This is a genomic window from Microvirga sp. P4_A5, assembly GCF_056402495.1.
Genome location: NZ_JBFUHH010000055.1, coordinates 1 through 18624, shown reverse-complemented (window position 1 = coordinate 18624; position 18624 = coordinate 1). Strand labels below are relative to the sequence as shown.

Below are 18624 nucleotides of genomic sequence, written 5' to 3'. Positions count from 1 at the left end.
TGTCACAAATCGGCGCGTTACGCAGCGTTGGACCGCCGGTCGGATTGAGAGCGGTAGGAGAGGGCCTCGGCCAGATGGATGCGCCGCACCTTGTCCTCGCCGTCGAGGTCGGCGAGCGTGCGGGCCACCTTCAGCACCCTGTGAAAGCCCCGGGCCGACAGCCGCATGGCGTTGGCCGCGTCGTGGATGAGCGACGTGCCGTCGGAATCCGGTTGGGCGATCTGCTCGATGACCGGCGCCGGACAAGCTGCGTTGGTGGAAATCCCCGAAAGGCCCAGGGACGCGAAACGATGGGCCTGCCGATCGCGGGCGGCGCGGACGCGCGCCTTGACCTCATTCGAACCTTCGCTGGGCGGTGGGAGAATCAGGTCGGCGGCGGTGACGGCCGGGACCTCGATGGTCAGGTCCATGCGATCGAGCAACGGTCCCGACATCCGCGCCTGATATTGCGCCATGCAGCGATCGTTCGGCTGCCTCCGGCAGACATAGCCGGGCTCGGTCGCCTGTCCGCAGCGGCACGGGTTCATCGCCGCCACCAGCTGGAAACGCGCCGGATAAGTGATCCGGTGGTTGGCGCGGGCAATGAGGATCTCGCCGGCCTCCAGTGGTTGGCGCAGCGAATCGAGCACTTGCGGCTGGAATTCCGGCATTTCGTCGAGAAACAGGACCCCATTATGGGCAAGCGAAGCCTCGCCCGGCCGTGCATTGAGGCCTCCGCCCACGAGCGCCGCCATGGAGGCGGAGTGATGGGGCGCCCGGAAGGGACGGCGGCTTGAAAGCGCGCCGTTCGCCAGCAATCCCGCGACCGACTGGATCATGGAAATTTCAAGCAACTCGCGGGGGGTGAGCGGGGGAAGGATCGACGGAAGCCTCTGCGCCAACATCGATTTCCCGGCGCCGGGTGGCCCGCTCATCAGCATGTTGACTACGTGAGGACCCCAACGTAGGGGATGACGTAGAGGAAATGATCAACATGACGAAGGCTTACTCCTACCTCCGTTTCTCAACTCCTGATCAGATGCGTGGTGACAGCTTCCGACGTCAGTCCGTCCTGGCTCGGGACTACGCCACGAAGCATGGGTTGGAACTGGACGAGGTACTCACGTTCCATGACCTCGGCGTGTCCGCCTTCAGGGGTCGGAATGCGGAGGCTGGGCGGCTTGCCGACTTCCTTGAGGCAGTACGTGCCGGACTGGTTGCAACCGGCTCCTACCTCCTCGTTGAGAGCCTGGATCGCATCTCTCGTCAGGCTGCCCGCAAGGCGCTCCGCGTCCTGGAGAGCATCGTAGACGAAGGCGTGACTGTCGTGACCCTGTCCGATGGACGCGCCTACGACGCGGACATTCTCAACGATGACCCCATGTCGCTCATGTTGGCCCTGATGATCTTCATCCGGTCCAACGAGGAGAGCGCGATGAAGTCCCGTAGGCTGAAGGCTGCGTGGGAAGGCAAGCGGGCAGAGGGCGCATCGAAGGTCCTCACGGCGCGGGCTCCCGCATGGCTTGAGCTGACCCCCAAGCGGACCTGGAAGGTGCGAGAGGAGAGAGCCGAGGTGGTCCGTCGCATCTTCGACATGGCTGCGGAAGGGAAGGGCCAGAACCTCATTTCCGCGACCTTGAACCGTGGAGGCGTCCCCACCTTTGGGGATAGCACTCGGACGCCTGGACGGCACTGGCACCGCAGCTACATCCTACGGCTTCTACGCAGTCCGGCTGTCGTGGGAACCCTTGTCCCTCATGTGGTGGAGCATGGGGACGGGAAGCGGAAGCGCGTGGCTCAGAAGCCCATTGAAGGCTATTACCCGGCCATCGTAGATCGCGGGGTCTACGAGCAGGTTCAGGCACTCAGCATCGACACCCGCTCCCCACTCCGAGGGCGTCACGCTGCTCAAGGGACCATCCGCAACATCCTTGGTGGGATTGCAATCTGTCCCTCGTGCCAGGGGACCATGACGCGGGTGACGAAGGGGTCGCGAGTTAAGGCAGGGAAGCCTTATCTCGTCTGCACGAAGGCCAAGGCAGGAGCTGGCTGCACCTACCGAGCTGTCCGAATGGAGGACGTCGAGCAGGCATTGCTGGCGAGCGCCAGCTACCTGACCGCGATGGTCCCTGCACCCACCGAGGATGGAGACGTTCAGGGAAGGCTGAGGTCTGTTGAGGCTGGTACCGAAGTCCTTGAAGAGGAACTGGGCAACCTCCTGAACGTCCTATCGAGCACCCCCTCGGCGGCAATTCGCGAGCGGGTTCGGGACACCGAGACAGCCTTGGAGGAGATGCGGGAAGAGGAGAGGGCGCTTTGGGAGCGCGTATCTTCGACCCACGGTCCCTTATTGGAGCAGCGCGTGGAGAGGGTTCGGGTGGCCCTGGAGGCTGATCCGGTCGATGCGGCACAGGCGAATGTGGCGCTTCGTCAAGTACTCTCAGGTGTGGTTGTGAACTATCAGACAGGGCAGTTGGAGTTGAACTGGCTTCATGGAGGCACATCCACTGTGATGTTCGCTTGGCCAATCTCGAATGAGGCTGCTTGATCCGGGGTCGGAGCGCGTGGGGGCTCTCCTGTCCCCGCCAACACCATGATCGGCCTTCCATCTCCCTCACCATTTTCTTTCCGTCCCTGCGTGTCAGGGGTCGGCTACAAATCCTGGAGCATCATGACCCGTCAGTGTCGTGTACCTGGCTGCGGTGCAGTGGCGGCATCGCGCTACAGCCACTACTGCCACAACCACAAGGCTCGCCTTCGCCGCCACGGAGCGGTGAACCAGGAGGGCATTACCTCTGCGGACCTCACGCCTTACCTTGCGAGGGTCAAGGCCCGCATCGAGAAAAACCGCGAGAGCCCGGCGTGGGGCCAACTTGGGGGTCGCTGGTTGACCCTTGTCGATCACGCGAGGAGCCTCATTGTCCAACTCGGTAGCGGGAAGGCGGGCTCGATCTACGAGCGCAAGGCAGCCTATGAGGTCGTGAAGATCGCCGACGCCGCGAAACCCCGCGAGGTGGTGGAGGTCGTGCTGGCGATGTTCATCATGCAGGAGCAAGAGCCGAGGCGATTTCGCTCTGACGCAGCCTTCCGGTTCCAGCTTGTGCGGCGGACGAGGGCGCTCGCGGATGTGAACGTCGGTCTCTCCTACGACTACAAGTCCGACAAGGTACGTCGCGTGTATCGTGAGCTGCCACCCAAAGTCGCTGTAATCATCGGTCAGTGGCTGGCGGAGGCCCTTGGAGTAGCCGGTGTTCACTTGGCGCGATTAGAGCGAGAGGACGAGGAACGCCAAAGGAAAGGACGCCTGGAGCTGCACAAGGCGTTGGAGGAGTTGAAGTGACTGATTTGATTGAGAACAATGTGGACGAGGGCCAACTGTTTGCACCTGCGGAGCGACTGGCCGAGTTGATGGCCGAAGCAGGCACTACCCCTTCTGGCAAGGCTCCGGACAGGCTTCACCTTCAGGCCATCACGACGATACCCGAGCTGTTCCAGCCCCGTGGCATGAGTAATCGCCACATTAGTGACCTCGTTCGAGCCATCGAGAACAATGGTGAGGTCGACCCAATGACCGTGATGCAGATCGGCAAACGGGTCGTGCTGATCGACGGTCACCACCGCATCGAAGCCTACCGACAAGCTGGGCGGACCCTTAGCATCCCCGTGCGGTACTTCGAGGGAACCCTTGAGGAGGCCGTATTGGAGGCCGGTCAGGCCAACTCCAAGGTGAAGCTCCCCATGACCTCACAGGAGCGCCACGACTACGCCTGGAGGCTTGTGCTGTTAGGGAAGCATAGCAAGACTGATGTCGCCCGAGGGTCGGGCATCTCCCCCTCCTCGGTAGCTAACATGCGGAAGGTCAAGAAGGGCCTCGGTCAGGAGGCGTTCGATTGCGGCTCCTGGTGGCAAGCTCGGGAGCGTGCACAGGGCAGGGGCCATGAGATGTCCGAGGAGGATCGGGAGAAGTGGAAAGAGGAGTGGGCTGACAGGGTCGCTGACCAGCTTGCGAAGATGTTCTCGACAAAGCTCACCAATCATCCCGAGGTGGCTGCAATGGCCCTAGCGACGTATTTCGGGAGACGCTTGCCGGAGGTTGTCAATGAACTTCAGCATCACCTTCCGGAACCCGATGACGATCTCGGAGACGAGGACTTTTGAATGTGCAATCCTTACGGTGTGTATTTTGTATAGGTGTCCACCAGCACGTTTGGGAGCAAAAATGCCAGAGGTCTTCTTCTCAGAGGCGAAGTGAGGCTTCCCCCCGGTGGCCCCATCCGAGTGTGCTGCGCGATGGAGCAAGCTCAGTCTTCACCCCTCTTAGCAAGCAGTAACTTAACAGCGTCGTGCAGTTGTTTGTTATCCTGTCGGAGAAGAGCCATCCTCTCGACAAGATCGGTCAACACCAGTCTGACTGCATGAGCTGCTTCGAGACATGCCTCGTCGCTTTCACCATGCAGACCCACGCTTAGAGCACTATGCAGAGCAGTCAGAGGATTATGCCCGTTGATTAACAGTCCCTGGGGTAGTCCTGTCTTGATCATGTCGATTGCTCTCGTAAAGGAATTCTCTCCCTTCGCACTCCGTAGTTCCTGAACCAGTTGCTGAGAAGCGCCGACGGTCTCGCAGACACGAACGATCTCATCGAAAATGTCGTTCTTGTGGTTCTCCACGACACGTCGGTAGTAGGCGAACGCCCCCACTCCAAGACCTTGATTTTCGCATTGTCGCCCCTTCAAGAAGAAGGCGGCGTCCTTGCCGAATAACCGGAGTACCTTAGCAGGCACCGGTACACCGAAGGGAGGCAGTTCACCGTATTTGTAAGCGGCTCCCTCGCCTTCGGTTTGGCCCATCAGCACCCAGAGCGAATACCGCTTCGTTTCCTTTTGGCAATCGCCGCATACGTAAGTGAGGTGGACATTGCTCTGCTTCGAACTTGCATCCAAAGCGGCCCTCGTATTGGAGCGAAACGTACGTTCCCCATCACAAGTCTTACAGTGAAGCCGCAGGTTAGGTGTACTCGTTCGAGGTTCTCTGAACCCTCCAACGGCTTGATGAAAGAACCAGAGACCGGAGACGGGTTTTGAGACCGAAGGGTGAACGGCCTCTAGAAACGTCTGGAAGGCGATTGATGCTTCCTGCTTAGCTTCTTCTGTTGGCGATTTCTCTGACGCGTCGCTCATTCTGGTGCTCGGTGTGAGTGCAGGCCTGCAAATAGGCATACACCCGAACGGGCGACAGGTCGCAAGAAGCTTATCCACACCGGTGGTTGGTACCGGACAATCTGCATCGCTGGCAAACGCGGGTCTTGACGAAACTCACATCAGGAGATTGTGAGCGCCGGCGGCGGCGATCTCGAGCGTGCGCTTGGCGCTCTCCTGCCCTTTGATATCGCGCAAATCGGGCTGGGGGCCCGAGGATTGCATGATGGCGGGCTCCGGCCGTGCCATGACCTGCGTGCCCTTGAAATGATTGGCGAGCTGAATCAGCGTCCGGGGCGCGAGGATTTCCAGGTCGCTCGACGCCCAGGCGGCCTCGGAGCCGCAGGCATGGGGGCAGATCAGGCCGTGATCACGACCATTGGCGGCCATGGCGGCGGGCAGCACTCCGGCAACGGATGTAATGGAGCCGTCCAAGGCCAGTTCGCCCAGGACGGTAAAGCCGTTCAGCGCATCGGCCGGGATGGCGCCCATGGCGGCCATCACTCCGAGCGCGATCKGGAGGTCGTAGTGGCTGCCTTCCTTGGGCAGGTCGGCCGGCGCAAGATTGACGGTGATGCGCTTGGCCGGGAGCGAGAGACCCGAGGCGATCAGCGCGGAGCGGACCCGCTCGCGGGATTCCGCCACGGCCTTGTCGGCGAGCCCGACGATCATGAAGGCGACATTGCCCGGCGCGATCTGGACCTGCACGTCGACCGCCCGCGCTTCGATGCCCTCGAAGGCGACAGTTGAAACCCGCATGACCATCCATCGCCCTCCCGCCAGACCTGCCGTCTTTAGCGAAAGATGAGCCTATGCGATAGTGTTTCATTTCAGTGGCTGCGGCGGCCTTCTTCGGCGGCTTCGCTCTTGAGGCGATACAGCGCCTCCAGCGCCTCCCGGGGAGTCATCTGGTCGGGTTCGATGCCGAGCAGCTTTTCGCGCAGGCCGTCTCGCTCGATGACCGGCTGCGTGCGGATGGGAGCGGCGAAGAGCGGCAGATCGTCCAGGAGCGCCTGTTTGGGGCTCTCCCGGTCGGTGCGTTCGAGTTCGCTGAGAATGGTCCGCGCGCGCTCCACCACGGCTTTCGGCAAGCCCGCGAGGCGCGCCACCTGGAGTCCGTAGGAGCGGTCGGCCGCGCCGGGAACGACCTCATGGAGAAACACCACTTCGTTGTTCCATTCGGTCACTTTCAGGGTCGCGTTCTCGATGCGATCCAGCCGGTCGGCAAGCGCCGTGAGCTCGTGGAAATGCGTGGCGAACAGCGCGCGGCAACGGTTGACCTCATGCAGATGCTCGATGGCGGCCCACGCAATCGAGAGGCCGTCGAAGGTGGCCGTGCCGCGGCCGATCTCATCGAGGATGACGAGCGATTGCGCCGTCGCCTGATTGAGGATGGCGGCCGTTTCCACCATCTCGACCATGAAGGTGGAGCGTCCGCGCGCCAGGTCGTCGGCGGCGCCGACACGGGAGAACAACCGGTCGACGATACCGATATGAGCCTCGCGGGCAGGCACGAAGGCGCCCATCTGCGCCAGCACGACGATCAGCGCGTTCTGGCGCAGGTAGGTCGATTTACCGCCCATGTTCGGACCGGTGATGAGCAGGATATGTCCGCCGTCGCTGCCCGAAAGGTTGGAATCGTTGGCGATGAACGACACGCCGTCCCGCTTGAGCGCGGCCTCCACCACCGGATGGCGGCCGCCCTTGATTCGGAAGGCAAGGCCGGTATCGACCACCGGGCGGACCCAGTCGAGCTGCGTCGCGAGTTCCGCGAGGCCGGCGCTGACGTCGACCACCGACATGGCCTCGGCACCCGACGCGATTTCGGCCGAGAGATCGACGAGACTCTGCGCCATGGTCTCGAAGAGGCCGAGCTCGATACGCAGGGCACGGTCGGAAGCCGACGCGATCTTCGATTCCAGTTCGCCCAGTTCGACAGTGGAAAAGCGCATCGCTCCCGCCATGGTCTGGCGATGGACGAAGGTTTCCTTCCACGGTTCCTTCAGCAGGTCCTCGCCGACATTCTGCGGCACCTCCACATAATAGCCGATCATGTGGTTGTGCTTGACGCGCAGCGTCCGGCAACCGGTTTCCGCCGCGTAGCGGGATTGCAGGGCTGCGATGAAGCGCCGGGAATCCTGTTGCAGATCGCGCAATTCGTCGAGACTGCCGTCGTAGGCGACGCGGACGAACCCGCCGTCGCGCTTGAGCAACGGCAATTCATCCGCCAGCGCCGCCGCCAGCGTGTCGGCGATCTCCGTCGGGAGGGCGCGTAATGTCCGCGCGGCCTCCGCCAGTTCCGGCGGCAATTCGCTTCGCTGAAGAAGCGCTCCCAATTCGCGCGCTGCGAAAAGCCCGTCGCGCACGCAGGACAGATCGCGCGGGCCGCCGCGTCCCAAACCCAGCCGGGAGAGGGCGCGTGCAAGATCGGGCGCGCGTTTCAGGACACGGCGGACGCTGTCGCGAAGCGCGCTGTTGGCAACGAGGAAATCGACCGAATCGTGCCGCTCGCGGATGATGTCGGCCCGGGTCAGCGGTCCGGCGAGGCGCTCCGCCAGCAACCGCGCTCCGCCCGGCGTCACCGTGCAGTCGATGCTGGCGAGGAGGCTGCCGGCGCGCTCTCCCGAAAGGGTGCGGGTGAGTTCGAGATTCGCCCGCGTCGCCGCATCGATGGCAAGGGCGGAGCCGGCTTCGCCCCTCGTCGGCGGATTGAGAACGGGCCGGCTGCCGATCTGGGTCTTCTCGATGTAGAAGAGCGCCGATCCGGCGGCCGAGATCGCCGCGCGGTCGAAGGTCCCGAAGGCATCGAGGGTCGCGACGCCGAAATGCTCCTTGAGGCGCCGCTCGGCGGAGGCCGGGTCGAGGCCGTCGCGCAGCAGGGGCGTGATCGAGGCCCGGGTCTCGCGCCAGAAGGCCGCGAGGTCGGCGTCGTCCTGGATACTGTCGGGCAGCAGGATTTCCCGCGGTTCGAAGCGGGCGATCTCGGCCGCGAGACCCGGTCCATCGGTCTCGCTCAAGGCGAAATGGCCGGTGGAGATATCGACCGCCGCGAGGCCATAGCGCCAATCGGCGTCCGAAATCCGGCGGCGGGCGATCGCGAGGAAGAAATTGGGTCGACCGGGATCGAGCAGGCGCTCCTCGGTGATGGTGCCGGGGGTCACGAGACGCACCACGTCCCTGCGCACCACCGATTTGGCGCCCCGCTTCTTCGCCTCGGCGGGGTCCTCCATCTGTTCGCAGACCGCGACCCGGTGGCCGAGACCGATCAGGCGCTGGAGGTAATCGTCGGCGCGGTCGATGGGCACGCCGCACATGGGAATGTCGTTCCCCTGATGCTTCCCCCGCTTGGTCAGCACGATTCCGAGCGCCCGGCTCGCGATCTCGGCATCCTCGAAGAACAGCTCGTAGAAATCGCCCATCCGGTAGAACAGCAGGCAATCGGGATTCGCGGCCTTGATCTCCACGTATTGCGCCATCATGGGCGTCACGCGGGTGTCCGAGGCCGCGGTTTTGGTCGCGACCGTCTCGGCATCGGGGAGGTCTGGGGGCTGGTAAAGGGCCTGGGATGACATCAGGCCTTCCTAGCAAACCCGGCCCGGTCTTTCATCCGGCGATTGACCGCCGTGCCGAGGGGTGTGGACAAGTCTTGAGGTTTGGCGCGTCAATGCCCTAATGTCGCAGCCCCCGTGGCGGAAACGTCCAACCATAAAGTCCCAGGACCAAATGACCGATACGCCCCCGACCCGTCGCAGCCGCCCGACCTTCACTGACCAGGAGGCGCTGCAGTTTCATTCGCAGGGGCGCCCCGGCAAGCTCGAGGTCGTGCCGACGAAACCGATGGCGACCCAGCGGGATCTCTCGCTCGCCTATTCGCCGGGCGTCGCGGTGCCGGTTCTGGCCATCGCCGCCGATCCGTCGCTTGCCTTCGACTACACCACCCGGTCGAACATGGTGGCGGTGATCACCAACGGGACGGCCATCCTCGGCCTCGGCAACCTGGGTGCGCTCGCGGCAAAGCCCGTGATGGAGGGCAAGGCCGTGCTCTTCAAGCGCTTCGCCGACGTGGATTCGATCGATCTGGAAGTCGATACCGAGGACCCCGACCAGTTCATCAACGCGGTGCGCTATCTCGGCCCCTCCTTCGGGGGCATCAATCTGGAGGACATCAAGGCTCCCGAATGTTTCATCATCGAGGAGCGGTTGCGGGAACTCATGGATATCCCGGTCTTCCATGACGACCAGCACGGCACCGCGATCATCGCAGCGGCGGGCCTCATCAACGCGCTGCACCTCACCGGCCGCGACATGGCCAAGACGAAACTGGTGGTCAACGGCGCCGGGTCCGCCGGCATCGCCTGCACGGAGCTTCTCAAGGCGATGGGCTTCGCGCCCAACAACGTGGTGCTGTGCGACACCAAGGGGGTGATCTATCGCGGCCGCACGGAGGGCATGAATCAATGGAAGTCGGCCCATGCGGCCGAGACGAATGCGCGCACGCTCGCAGACGCCATGGCGGGCGCCGATGCGGTGTTCGGATTGTCGGCAAAGGGCGCGTTCACCGACGAGATGATCCGCTCCATGGCGCCCAATCCCATCATTTTCGCGATGGCCAATCCCGATCCGGAAATCACCCCCGAGGAAGTCGCGCAGGTCCGCGACGACGTGATCATCGCAACCGGCCGCTCCGATTACCCCAACCAGGTCAACAACGTCCTGGGTTTTCCCTACATCTTCCGCGGCGCTCTCGACGTGCAGGCGACCACCATCAACATGGAAATGAAGATCGCCGCCGCCGAGGCGCTGGCGGCTCTCGCCCGCGAGGACGTACCGGACGAAGTCGCGGCGGCCTATCAGGGCTCTCGCCCGCGCTTCGGGCGCGAATACATCATTCCGGTGCCATTCGACCCACGCCTGATCCACACCATCCCGACCGCGGTTGCGCGCGCCGCCATGGATAGCGGCGTCGCGCGCCGGCCGATCGTCGATATGCGCTCCTACAAGGCGCAGCTTTCCGCACGCCGCGATCCGGTGGCAGGAACGCTGAACGGCATCTTCGAGCGCGTGCGGCGTTTCCCCAAGCGCGTGGTGTTCGCCGAGGGCGAAGAGGAGAAGGTGATCCGCGCGGCCATCTCGTTCGTCAACCAGGGGCTCGGAAAAGCCATTTTGGTCGGCCGCGAGGAGCGCATTCTCGAAACCGCGGCCGCGGCCGGCATCGATATGGAAGGGCGCGAAGGGGTCGAACTGCACAACGCGCGCCTGTCGCACCGTAACAGCACTTACGCGCAGTTTCTCTACGAGCGCCTGCAGCGGAAAGGCTTCCTCTTCCGCGACTGCCAGCGCCTCATCAACCAGGACCGCAACCATTTCGCCGCCTCGATGGTGGCGCTCGGCGATGCCGACGCCATGGTGACGGGCGCGACGCGGAATTACTCGACCGTGCTTGACGACGTGCGGCATGTGATTGACGAGAAGCCGGGCCATCGCGTCATCGGTCTGTCGCTCTGTCTTGCGCGCGGCAGAACCGTGCTGGTGGCCGACACGGCGATCCACGAAATGCCGACCGCGCAGGAACTGGCCGAGATCGCGATCGAATCCGCGGGCGTCGCACGCCGCCTCGGCTACGAGCCGCGCGTGGCATTGCTGTCCTTCTCCAATTTCGGCCAGCCGCGCGCCGAACGGGCGGAAAAAATCCAGGAGGCTGTGCGCATCCTTGACGGCATGCGGCTCGATTTCGAGTATGACGGCGAAATGTCCGCCGACGTGGCATTGAACCGGGAATTGATGGCGCAATACCCGTTCAGCCGATTGACGGGGCCCGCCAACGTGCTGGTCATGCCGGCTTTCCACTCGGCCTCGATTTCCACCAAGATGCTGCAGGAACTCGGCGGCGCGATGGTGCTGGGCCCCATGGTGGTGGGGCTCGACCGCCCGGTGCAGATCGTCTCCCTCGGCGCCACCGACAACGACATCGTCAACATGGCGGCTCTGGCGGCCTACAATATCGGGGGATAGTGCCGGTCGCTCATCGGTGCTAACCCGAGCGTAATACTATCCTCAGGGGGAATTTTCGTGCCTGCTCAAAAGCCCACGACGGTCGTGTTCGACGTCGGCAACGTCCTGCTGCGCTGGGATCCGCGCAACCTTTATCGCACCATCTTCGACGACGAGGATGAGATGGAGCGCTTCCTGTCGGATGTGTGCACCCCGCATTGGAACATCGAGCAGGATCGCGGCCGCGACTGGGACGAGGCGGTGGCGCTTCTGGCAACGGATTTCCCGGCGCATGAAGATTCCATCCGGGCATTCCATCACCGGTGGGAAGAGACGGTGTCGGGGCCGATCCACGAGAACGTCGCGCTGCTCGGACGCCTGCGCGATGCCGGCGTGCCGAATTACTGCATCACCAACTTCTCCGCGCCGAAATTCGCGCTCTCGCAGGCCCGTTACCCCTTTCTCACCGGTTTCGACGGCATCATCGTGTCGGGGGACGAGCGGGTGCTGAAGCCCGAGCCGGAGATCTACAACCTGCTCCTTGCGCGCTACGATCTTAAGGCCGGCGATTGCGTCTTCATCGACGATTCGAAGGCCAATGTGGAAGGCGCGCGGGCCGTCGGAATGCACGCGATCCACTTCGTCGAGCCGATGGATCTTGCGGCCGAACTGCGATCCCACGGGATTGCCGCCTGACCCCATCGGCTTGCTCTTGGGCCCCGCATGGGCGATCACGCCTTATGCGCGCCTTTGAGACTCCGTTGCCCATCGATGAGGTTCTGCCGGAATTGGCGGCGAGCCTCCACGCGCGGCCCAATGCGGTTCTGGTCGCGCCCCCGGGCGCCGGCAAGACCACCCGGGTGCCGCTGGCGCTCCTCGACGAGGATTGGGTCGCGGGCCGCAAGCTCATCCTCCTCGAACCGCGCCGGCTCGCCGCCCGCGCGGCCGCAGACCGCATGGCGCGCACGCTCGGCGAAGAAGTTGGCGAGACCGTCGGCCTGCGCGTGCGCCTCGGATCGAAGATCGGCCGCCGGACCCGCATCGAGGTGGTCACCGAGGGTGTCTTTGCCCGCATGATTCTCGACGACCCGGCTCTCGACGGGGTCGGGGGCGTTCTGTTCGACGAATTTCACGAGCGATCGCTCGACGCCGATCTGGGCCTTGCGCTCGCCATCGATGCGCAAAGCGGCCTGCGCGACGATCTTCGTCTGCTGGTGATGTCGGCGACTCTCGACGGCGCGCGCGTGTCCCGCCTTCTCGGCGATTCACCTGTGATCGAATCGGAGGGCCGCGCCTATCCGGTCGAGACCCGCTACCTCGGGCGCGATCCGAACCGTCGCATCGAGGAGCAGGTCGCGGATGCGGTGACGCGGGCTCTCCGTGCCGATTCCGGCTCGATTCTGGTCTTCCTGCCAGGACAGGGCGAGATCAGGCGGGTCGAGACGATCCTTCGCGAACGGATCAAGGATCCGGCGGTCGATCTGGCGCCGCTCTACGGCGCGCTCGATCGTGTCGAACAGGATCTCGCCGTCGGCCCGACAAAGGCCGGTCGCCGCAAGGTGGTGCTGGCGACCTCCATTGCCGAAACGTCGCTGACCATCGAGGGCGTGCGAGTCGTCGTCGATTCGGGCCTCGCCCGCGTTCCCGTCTATGAGCCGGATATCGGGCTGACGCGCCTTGAGACGGTACGGGTCTCGCGTGCCGCGGCCGATCAGCGCCGGGGTCGCGCGGGTCGCACCGAGCCCGGCATCTGCTATCGGCTCTGGGAAGAGGCCGGCACCGGCGCTTTGGAGGCGTTTGCCCGTCCCGAAATCCTGTCCGCCGATCTCGCCCCCCTCCTGCTCGATTGCGCCGCCTGGGGAGTGAGCGATCCGTCGATCCTGAGCTTCCTCGATCCGCCTCCGGCGCCGGCCGTGAAAGAAGCGCGGGACCTGCTCCGGCAATTGCATGCTCTCGACGCCGATGGGCGGATCACCGACACCGGTCGTCGCCTGCGCGAACTGCCCCTACCGCCGCGTCTCGCACGCATGGTGCTGAGCGCGGCGGAGGGCGGTCAGGAGCGCGAGGCCGCCGATCTTGCGGCTGTTCTCGTGGAACGGGGGCTTGGCGGCGATGCCGTCGACCTGACGGAGAGGCTCGAGCGTTTTCGGCGCGAGCGGTCCAAACGTGCCGAGGATATGCGGCGCATGGCCGACGGATGGGCGCGGACAAGCCGCATGAAGAAAGACCACGCCAGCGCCCTATCGGTCGGTGGGCTTCTGACGCTCGCCTATCCGGATCGCATCGCTAAAGCCCGCGGAAAACCGGGCGAGTTCCTGATGGCCAACGGACGCGGCGGCTCGGTGGAGCCGCATGATCGGTTGGCCAGAGAAACCTACCTCGCCGTGGCCGAAATCGCGGGCGGTGCGGCATCGGCGCGGATTTTGGCGGCGGCTCCCATCGGTGTCGACGAGATCGATCTCGCGGCTGGCGACGACATCGTGCGACGGGATGAGATCGCATTCGACCGGCAGGCGCGGGCGCTGCGGGCCCGAGCGGTCCGACGTTATGGGGCCCTGTCGTTGCAGGAGCGCCCGTTGCCAGTGCCCGCGACCGAGGAGGCAGCCCGAATCCTTGCCAAGGGCATCGTGTCGTTGGGACTCGACGTGTTGCCGTGGTCCAAAGCCCTTTCGCAATGGCGCGAGCGCGTCATTTTCCTGCGCAACGCGGAGGGTGAGGAATGGCCCGACCTCTCCGACGAGGCGCTTGCCGCCACGGTGGAGGAATGGCTCGCGCCGCATCTCGTCGGGCGCGCCGGGTTGAGCGATATCACGCCGGACCTCCTGAGCGAGGCGTTGAGGAGCCTGCTGCAGTGGAGCCTGCAACGGCGGCTCGATGCGGAAGCGCCCACTCACGTGGAAGTCCCGACGGGTTCGCAGATCGCGGTGGATTACGGAAGCGCCGAAGGACCTGTTCTGGCGGTCCGTGTCCAGGAACTCTTCGGCCTCGACAAGCATCCATCTCTCGCCGGCGGACGCGTGCCCCTGATCCTGCATCTCCTGTCGCCGGCGCAGCGGCCGATCCAGATCACCCGGGATCTGCCGGGTTTCTGGCGCGGCTCGTGGGCTGCCGTCCGCTCCGATTTACGCGGGCAATATCCCCGGCATCCCTGGCCGGAGGATCCGATCGCCGCGCCGCCGACCCGGCGCGCGAAGCCGCGCGGGACCTAGAGGAGCCCGGTTCTAGGCGATGAAGCTTGCGATGAGGCGGTCGGCCGTGGAGCGGTTGAGCGCCATCGGAATGTTGTAGACGAGGCTCACGCGCATGAGCGCCTTCACATCGACATCGTGCGGATGCGGCGAAAGCGGATCGACGAAGAAGAACAGGACGTCGACCTTGCCCTCCGCGATCATCGCGCCGATCTGCTGGTCGCCGCCCATAGGGCCGCTTTTCAGGCGCGTCACGGACAATCCTGGGCAACGCTCCATGACGCGCGCGCCGGTCGTGCCGGTGGCGAAAAGGTGGAACTGACGGATGATATGCTCATGCATGGCGATGAAATCGGCCATGTCGTCCTTCTTGGCGTCGTGGGCGACGATCGCCAGGGTCAATCTTTGCATGTTAGGCCTAGTCCGATCTCAGTTGTTCCAGCGCTCGCGCCACTGCATCTCGCCCGTGAAGCAATTGGCCCGGGGAATGTTCTGGATGCGCTCGATCAGGGGCCGAGGCGGTTCAAGGGCGGCGATCTCCAGAAGGATCTTGGTCTTGATCGCGTTGATGAACTGGTCGCGCTCGCGGACCGGCACCATGAAAGCACCCTGACCTCCAATGACGCAATCCTTGTAATAAATGTCGAGTTCGGCGATGTCGAGATAGCCCGGCTTGCGCAGCATGATCGGCAGGCCGTTCACCGTGATGCCTTTGGCGATCGCGTCGTTGCGCGCCTCCTCGACGCTGCGACCCTGATTGTTGGGGCCGTCCCCCGAGACGTCGATCACGCGGCGACTGGCCAGGACGCCGCTTTCATCGAGAAGCCTGGCACCGAAATCGATGGCGCTCGAAATCGACGTTCGCTGCGCCCGGCTCAAGGGCGTGGACGCGATCTTGTCGGCGAAGGAAAGCAGGCCCTCGGGATTGTCGAGTATTGTCCACGGTACGATGATCTTCTGATCGTTCGCGCCGGCCCATTCCATATAGGTCACGGCAATCCTGCCGAGGACGCCGCCGCGAATGGCGTCGTGCACGAGGCGCGAGCGAAACGCCTCCGCGAATCCCTCCCGCTGCAACGCCTGCTCGTCCGTATCCATCGAGAACGAGATGTCCACCGCCACCACGAGAGCGAGATCCACCTCGGTTTCGGCGCGGGCGGCCGGTGACCAGAAGCCGATAACGAGCGCTAAACCTGCCGCCAGACGAGTGAGGCCCTGCCAAACCATCGTTGTCTCCTTTTGGGAGCCAGACCGGTTTGTGAAGTGTGGCAGCTTCTCGCTCTGACGCAAGGTCACTTTGGGGCGAGGCGCGTCTAGGGCCGATGAGCCCTCACGATGGCAAGGGCTGCTTCGAACGCCGCATCCGCGTCGAGCGCCGTGGTATCGAGGGTGATGGCGTCTTCGGCCGCCTTCAGGGGGGCCGTCGCCCGGGTCATGTCCCGTTGGTCGCGCCGGCGGATATCGGTCAGGATTTTCTCGTAATCGGTTGTCTCGCCGCGTCTTTGAAGCTCGAGATGCCGCCTGCGCGCGCGTTCCTCCGGCGTCGCGGTGATGAAGAGCTTCACGTCGGCATGGGGACATACCACGGTACCGATATCGCGCCCGTCCAGAACGGCGCCGCCGTCCTGGGCCGCGAATTGACGCTGAAACGCCAGCAGCGCATCCCGAACCGGGCGGTAGCCCGAGATCACGGAGGCGAATTCGCCCATGGACGCCCCCCGCAGGCGCGGGTCCGCCAACTGGTCCAGGGTGAGGGTCTCGGCGGCGTCAGTGGCGGCGGCGATGTCGGTGAGCGCCACCTTCCGGTCGATGAGCGCGCAGGCGACGCCCCGATAGAGCAGACCTGTATCCAGATGAGCGAGACCGAGATGCTCCGCCAGCCGGGTGCCAAGGGTGCCCTTGCCGGATGCCGCGGGTCCGTCGATGGCGATGATCATGCTGGCTCAGTCCCCGATCGTCGCGCCGAGTTCGCGCATGAGAGGGATGAAGGATGGGAAGCTCGTGGCGATCATCGTGCCGTCGTCCACCGTCATGGGCTCCTGGCTTGCAAGGCCCATGACAAGGAACGCCATGGCGATGCGGTGATCGAGATGGGTAGCAACCGAGGATGCCCCGCCGGGCACCTTGCCGTCGAGACCGTGAACGATGAGATCGTCGCCTTCGATCTCATAAGGGATTTCCGCATCGCCGAGGCCCGCGGCGACGGCGGCGAGCCGGTCGGATTCCTTGACCCGCAGCTCGTGCAGGCCCTGCATCCGGGTCGTGCCCTTGGCGAAGGCGGCCGCCACGGCGAGGACAGGATATTCGTCGATCATGGCGGGCGCCCTGGAGGCGGGGACCGTCACGCCGGTCAGGCGGCTCGCCCGGACGCGCAGGTCGGCCACGGTCTCGCCGCCCTCCTCGCGCTCGTTCAGGCGCTCGATGGAAGCTCCCATTTCGAGCAGGGTGGTGATCAGCCCCGTGCGGAGAGGGTTCATCATGACGGCTTCGATCACCACATCCGACCCGGGCGTGATGAGGGCCGCCACGAGCGGAAAGGCCGCCGAGGACGGATCCGTCGGCACGATGACCTCCGCGCCCCTCAGATCGGGCTGGCCCTGAAGCGTGATGACGCGACCGTCCTCGCCGTGGGGCTTGACCTCCACATGCGCGCCGAAAAGGCGGAGCATCCGCTCCGTGTGGTCGCGGGTGGCTTCGCGCTCGATGACCGTGGTGCGGCCGGGCGCGTTCAGGCCCGCAAGCAGGATGGCGGACTTGATCTGGGCCGACGCCGCGGGGGTCTCGTAGGTGATCGGGATGGTCTCGCGCGGTCCGCGCAGGGTAAGGGGGACCCRTCCCCCCTCGGCCTCGCTCACGACGGTAACGCCCATCCTGACGAGAGGATCGAGGATGCGGCGCATGGGGCGCTTGCGTAAGGACGCGTCACCGTCGAACGTCGTGGTGATCGGATGGCTGCCGGCAACACCCATCATCAGGCGGGAGCCCGTGCCCGCATTGCCGAAATCCAGCGTCGCCGCAGGGTCGACCAGGCCGCCGATTCCGACGCCGACGATCCTCCAGCGGCCCGGTCCTTCCCGGGTAATGGTGGCGCCGAGCGCCCTGCAGGCCTCCGCCGTGCGCAGCACGTCCTCGCCCTCGAGCAGCCCCTCGACGCGGGTCTCGCCAATGGACAAAAGGCCGAAGATCATGGAGCGGTGGGAGATGGACTTGTCGCCGGGGACGCGAATTCGTCCGCGCAGGGAAGTTCCGGGGCGGCTTGAAACAGGCGATGCCAAAGTGTGATCGTGCGACATTCTCGGTCCCTATCCGTCGAGAGTTGGGCGGCTCCTAACACGGGGTGCCGGTGGCGTCATCCCGCCGCCGGTCCGACCGGGGGAGTGAGCTGCAATTTCCTATTTGACAAGGCATCCCCTCCCGACTAACGGAGCGCTTCCATTCCACTCACGCAAAGGCAATCACCCGTGGCCAAACCTGAACTCGGCTCGAAGCGCCAGTGCATGAGCTGCGGCGCGAAATTCTACGACCTGAACAAGGACCCGGCGATCTGCCCCAAATGCGGCACGGTCTTTCAAGCGGTGGCCCTGAGCCGCGCCGCGGCCCCTGTCGTGGCGCGCGCAGCAGTCAAGGAAGACGATGATGCCGAGCTCGATACCAGCGGTCCGGAGCTGATCTCGCTTGACGAGGTCGAGGCTGAGGAAGCAGAGAAAGAAACCATCTCCGAAGACGACATCGATGTCGTCGACGAGGACGTGGCCGACGACACTTTCCTCGAAGACGAAGAGGAAGGCGACGACGATGTGTCGGATTTGATCGATAGTGACCTGGAAGACGACGAAGAGACTTGAACCTCCCGTCCGACCCGACTATAGAGACGCCGCTGCTTCGGCGGCGAACCTTTCCGCAGTGTCCCCAAAGCACTGCGGCTCAAGTGGGGCCATAGCTCAGTTGGGAGAGCGCTTGAATGGCATTCAAGAGGTCGGCGGTTCGATTCCGCCTGGCTCCACCAAACACTCCTCGGTGAACCGGCACGAAGGCCGAGCTTCCTGAAACCCTCCCTGAATACGCGACATTTCAAAGGCTTGGCGGWTTGGCTCGGCCGGCGGGGTTGTCTCTGAGAGACGAATTCCGGTACTTGGAATGGGTTCTTACGGCCGCTTTCTCCTCCAGAATTCGGGGCTTTTCCGCGGATTTCTGACGGTCCATTGGGAGACTCGTTTCAGAAGGACTGAAAGGCCGCCTGGTCGAGTAGCCGTTGCGAACTCTAACCC

Annotated in this window: 13 protein-coding genes, 1 tRNA gene and 2 pseudogenes; 8 read left to right on the top strand and 8 right to left on the bottom strand. The window is 64.3% G+C overall.

The window, feature by feature from the left end; translation table 11 throughout:
• Positions 1–17 precede the first annotated feature (17 nt).
• Positions 18–923: pseudogene (locus AC1DVM_RS14740) on the bottom strand (YifB family Mg chelatase-like AAA ATPase); the annotation flags it as partial.
• A 50-nt stretch (positions 924–973) separates the two neighbouring features.
• On the opposite strand from AC1DVM_RS14740, the gene AC1DVM_RS14735 reads away from it, so the two are divergent.
• From AC1DVM_RS14735 to AC1DVM_RS14725, 3 genes are all read left to right on the top strand, one after another.
• Positions 974–2527, top strand: coding sequence for a recombinase family protein (locus tag AC1DVM_RS14735; protein ID WP_477255371.1), 1554 nt, complete (start codon positions 974–976; stop codon positions 2525–2527).
• Between the two features lie 123 nt (positions 2528–2650).
• Entirely contained in the window at positions 2651–3319 is a 669-nt protein-coding gene (locus AC1DVM_RS14730; protein WP_477255369.1) for a hypothetical protein, read from the top strand.
• Positions 3316–4137, top strand: a complete 822-nt coding sequence (locus AC1DVM_RS14725; protein WP_477255367.1) for a ParB/RepB/Spo0J family partition protein — start codon at positions 3316–3318, stop codon at positions 4135–4137. Before AC1DVM_RS14730 ends, AC1DVM_RS14725 begins: the two co-directional genes overlap by 4 nt.
• Positions 4138–4280: 143 nt before the next feature.
• Here AC1DVM_RS14725 and AC1DVM_RS14720 read toward each other — a convergent pair whose 3' ends face one another.
• The 3 genes and pseudogenes from AC1DVM_RS14720 to mutS all read right to left on the bottom strand — a co-directional run bounded on the left by AC1DVM_RS14720 (position 4281) and on the right by mutS (position 8749).
• Positions 4281–5159 (bottom strand): hypothetical protein, encoded by an 879-nt coding sequence (locus AC1DVM_RS14720; protein ID WP_477255365.1) that lies wholly within the window; start codon positions 5157–5159, stop codon positions 4281–4283.
• Between the two features lie 138 nt (positions 5160–5297).
• Positions 5298–5942: pseudogene (locus AC1DVM_RS14715) on the bottom strand (magnesium chelatase domain-containing protein); the annotation flags it as partial.
• A gap of 65 nt (positions 5943–6007) precedes the next feature.
• Positions 6008–8749, bottom strand: a complete 2742-nt coding sequence (gene mutS / locus AC1DVM_RS14710; RefSeq protein ID WP_477255363.1) for a DNA mismatch repair protein MutS — start codon at positions 8747–8749, stop codon at positions 6008–6010.
• A 151-nt stretch (positions 8750–8900) separates the two neighbouring features.
• On the opposite strand from mutS, the gene AC1DVM_RS14705 reads away from it, so the two are divergent.
• The 3 genes from AC1DVM_RS14705 to hrpB are packed head-to-tail and all read left to right on the top strand — an operon-like array spanning position 8901 to position 14377.
• The gene (locus AC1DVM_RS14705) at positions 8901–11189 is read left to right on the top strand and encodes an NADP-dependent malic enzyme (RefSeq protein WP_477255362.1); all 2289 of its coding nucleotides are present in this window, start codon (positions 8901–8903) and stop codon (positions 11187–11189) included.
• 57 nt (positions 11190–11246) lie between these two features.
• Positions 11247–11864, top strand: a complete 618-nt coding sequence (locus AC1DVM_RS14700; RefSeq protein ID WP_477255360.1) for an HAD family hydrolase — start codon at positions 11247–11249, stop codon at positions 11862–11864.
• A 44-nt stretch (positions 11865–11908) separates the two neighbouring features.
• Positions 11909–14377 carry an ATP-dependent helicase HrpB gene (gene hrpB, locus AC1DVM_RS14695; protein ID WP_477255358.1) on the top strand — a complete coding sequence of 823 codons (2469 nt, stop codon included), beginning with the start codon at positions 11909–11911 and terminating at the stop codon, positions 14375–14377.
• A 12-nt stretch (positions 14378–14389) separates the two neighbouring features.
• Here hrpB and AC1DVM_RS14690 read toward each other — a convergent pair whose 3' ends face one another.
• From AC1DVM_RS14690 to aroA, 4 genes are all read right to left on the bottom strand, one after another.
• Positions 14390–14767, bottom strand: coding sequence for a methylglyoxal synthase (locus AC1DVM_RS14690; protein WP_477255356.1), 378 nt, complete (start codon positions 14765–14767; stop codon positions 14390–14392).
• Positions 14768–14785: 18 nt separating this feature from the next.
• Positions 14786–15583: a DUF1194 domain-containing protein gene (locus AC1DVM_RS14685; protein ID WP_477255354.1), complete on the bottom strand. Its 798-nt coding sequence runs from the start codon at positions 15581–15583 to the stop codon at positions 14786–14788.
• An 86-nt stretch (positions 15584–15669) separates the two neighbouring features.
• Positions 15670–16293 carry a (d)CMP kinase gene (gene cmk / locus AC1DVM_RS14680; protein ID WP_477255352.1) on the bottom strand — a complete coding sequence of 208 codons (624 nt, stop codon included), beginning with the start codon at positions 16291–16293 and terminating at the stop codon, positions 15670–15672.
• A 6-nt stretch (positions 16294–16299) separates the two neighbouring features.
• Entirely contained in the window at positions 16300–17649 is a 1350-nt protein-coding gene (gene aroA, locus AC1DVM_RS14675; RefSeq protein ID WP_477255350.1) for a 3-phosphoshikimate 1-carboxyvinyltransferase, read from the bottom strand.
• Positions 17650–17817: 168 nt separating this feature from the next.
• On the opposite strand from aroA, the gene AC1DVM_RS14670 reads away from it, so the two are divergent.
• Together AC1DVM_RS14670 and AC1DVM_RS14665 are read left to right on the top strand one after the other, a co-directional pair.
• Positions 17818–18201: a TIGR02300 family protein gene (locus tag AC1DVM_RS14670; protein ID WP_477255348.1), complete on the top strand. Its 384-nt coding sequence runs from the start codon at positions 17818–17820 to the stop codon at positions 18199–18201.
• 85 nt (positions 18202–18286) lie between these two features.
• Positions 18287–18362 (top strand) — tRNA-Ala (locus AC1DVM_RS14665).
• Positions 18363–18624 lie beyond the last annotated feature (262 nt).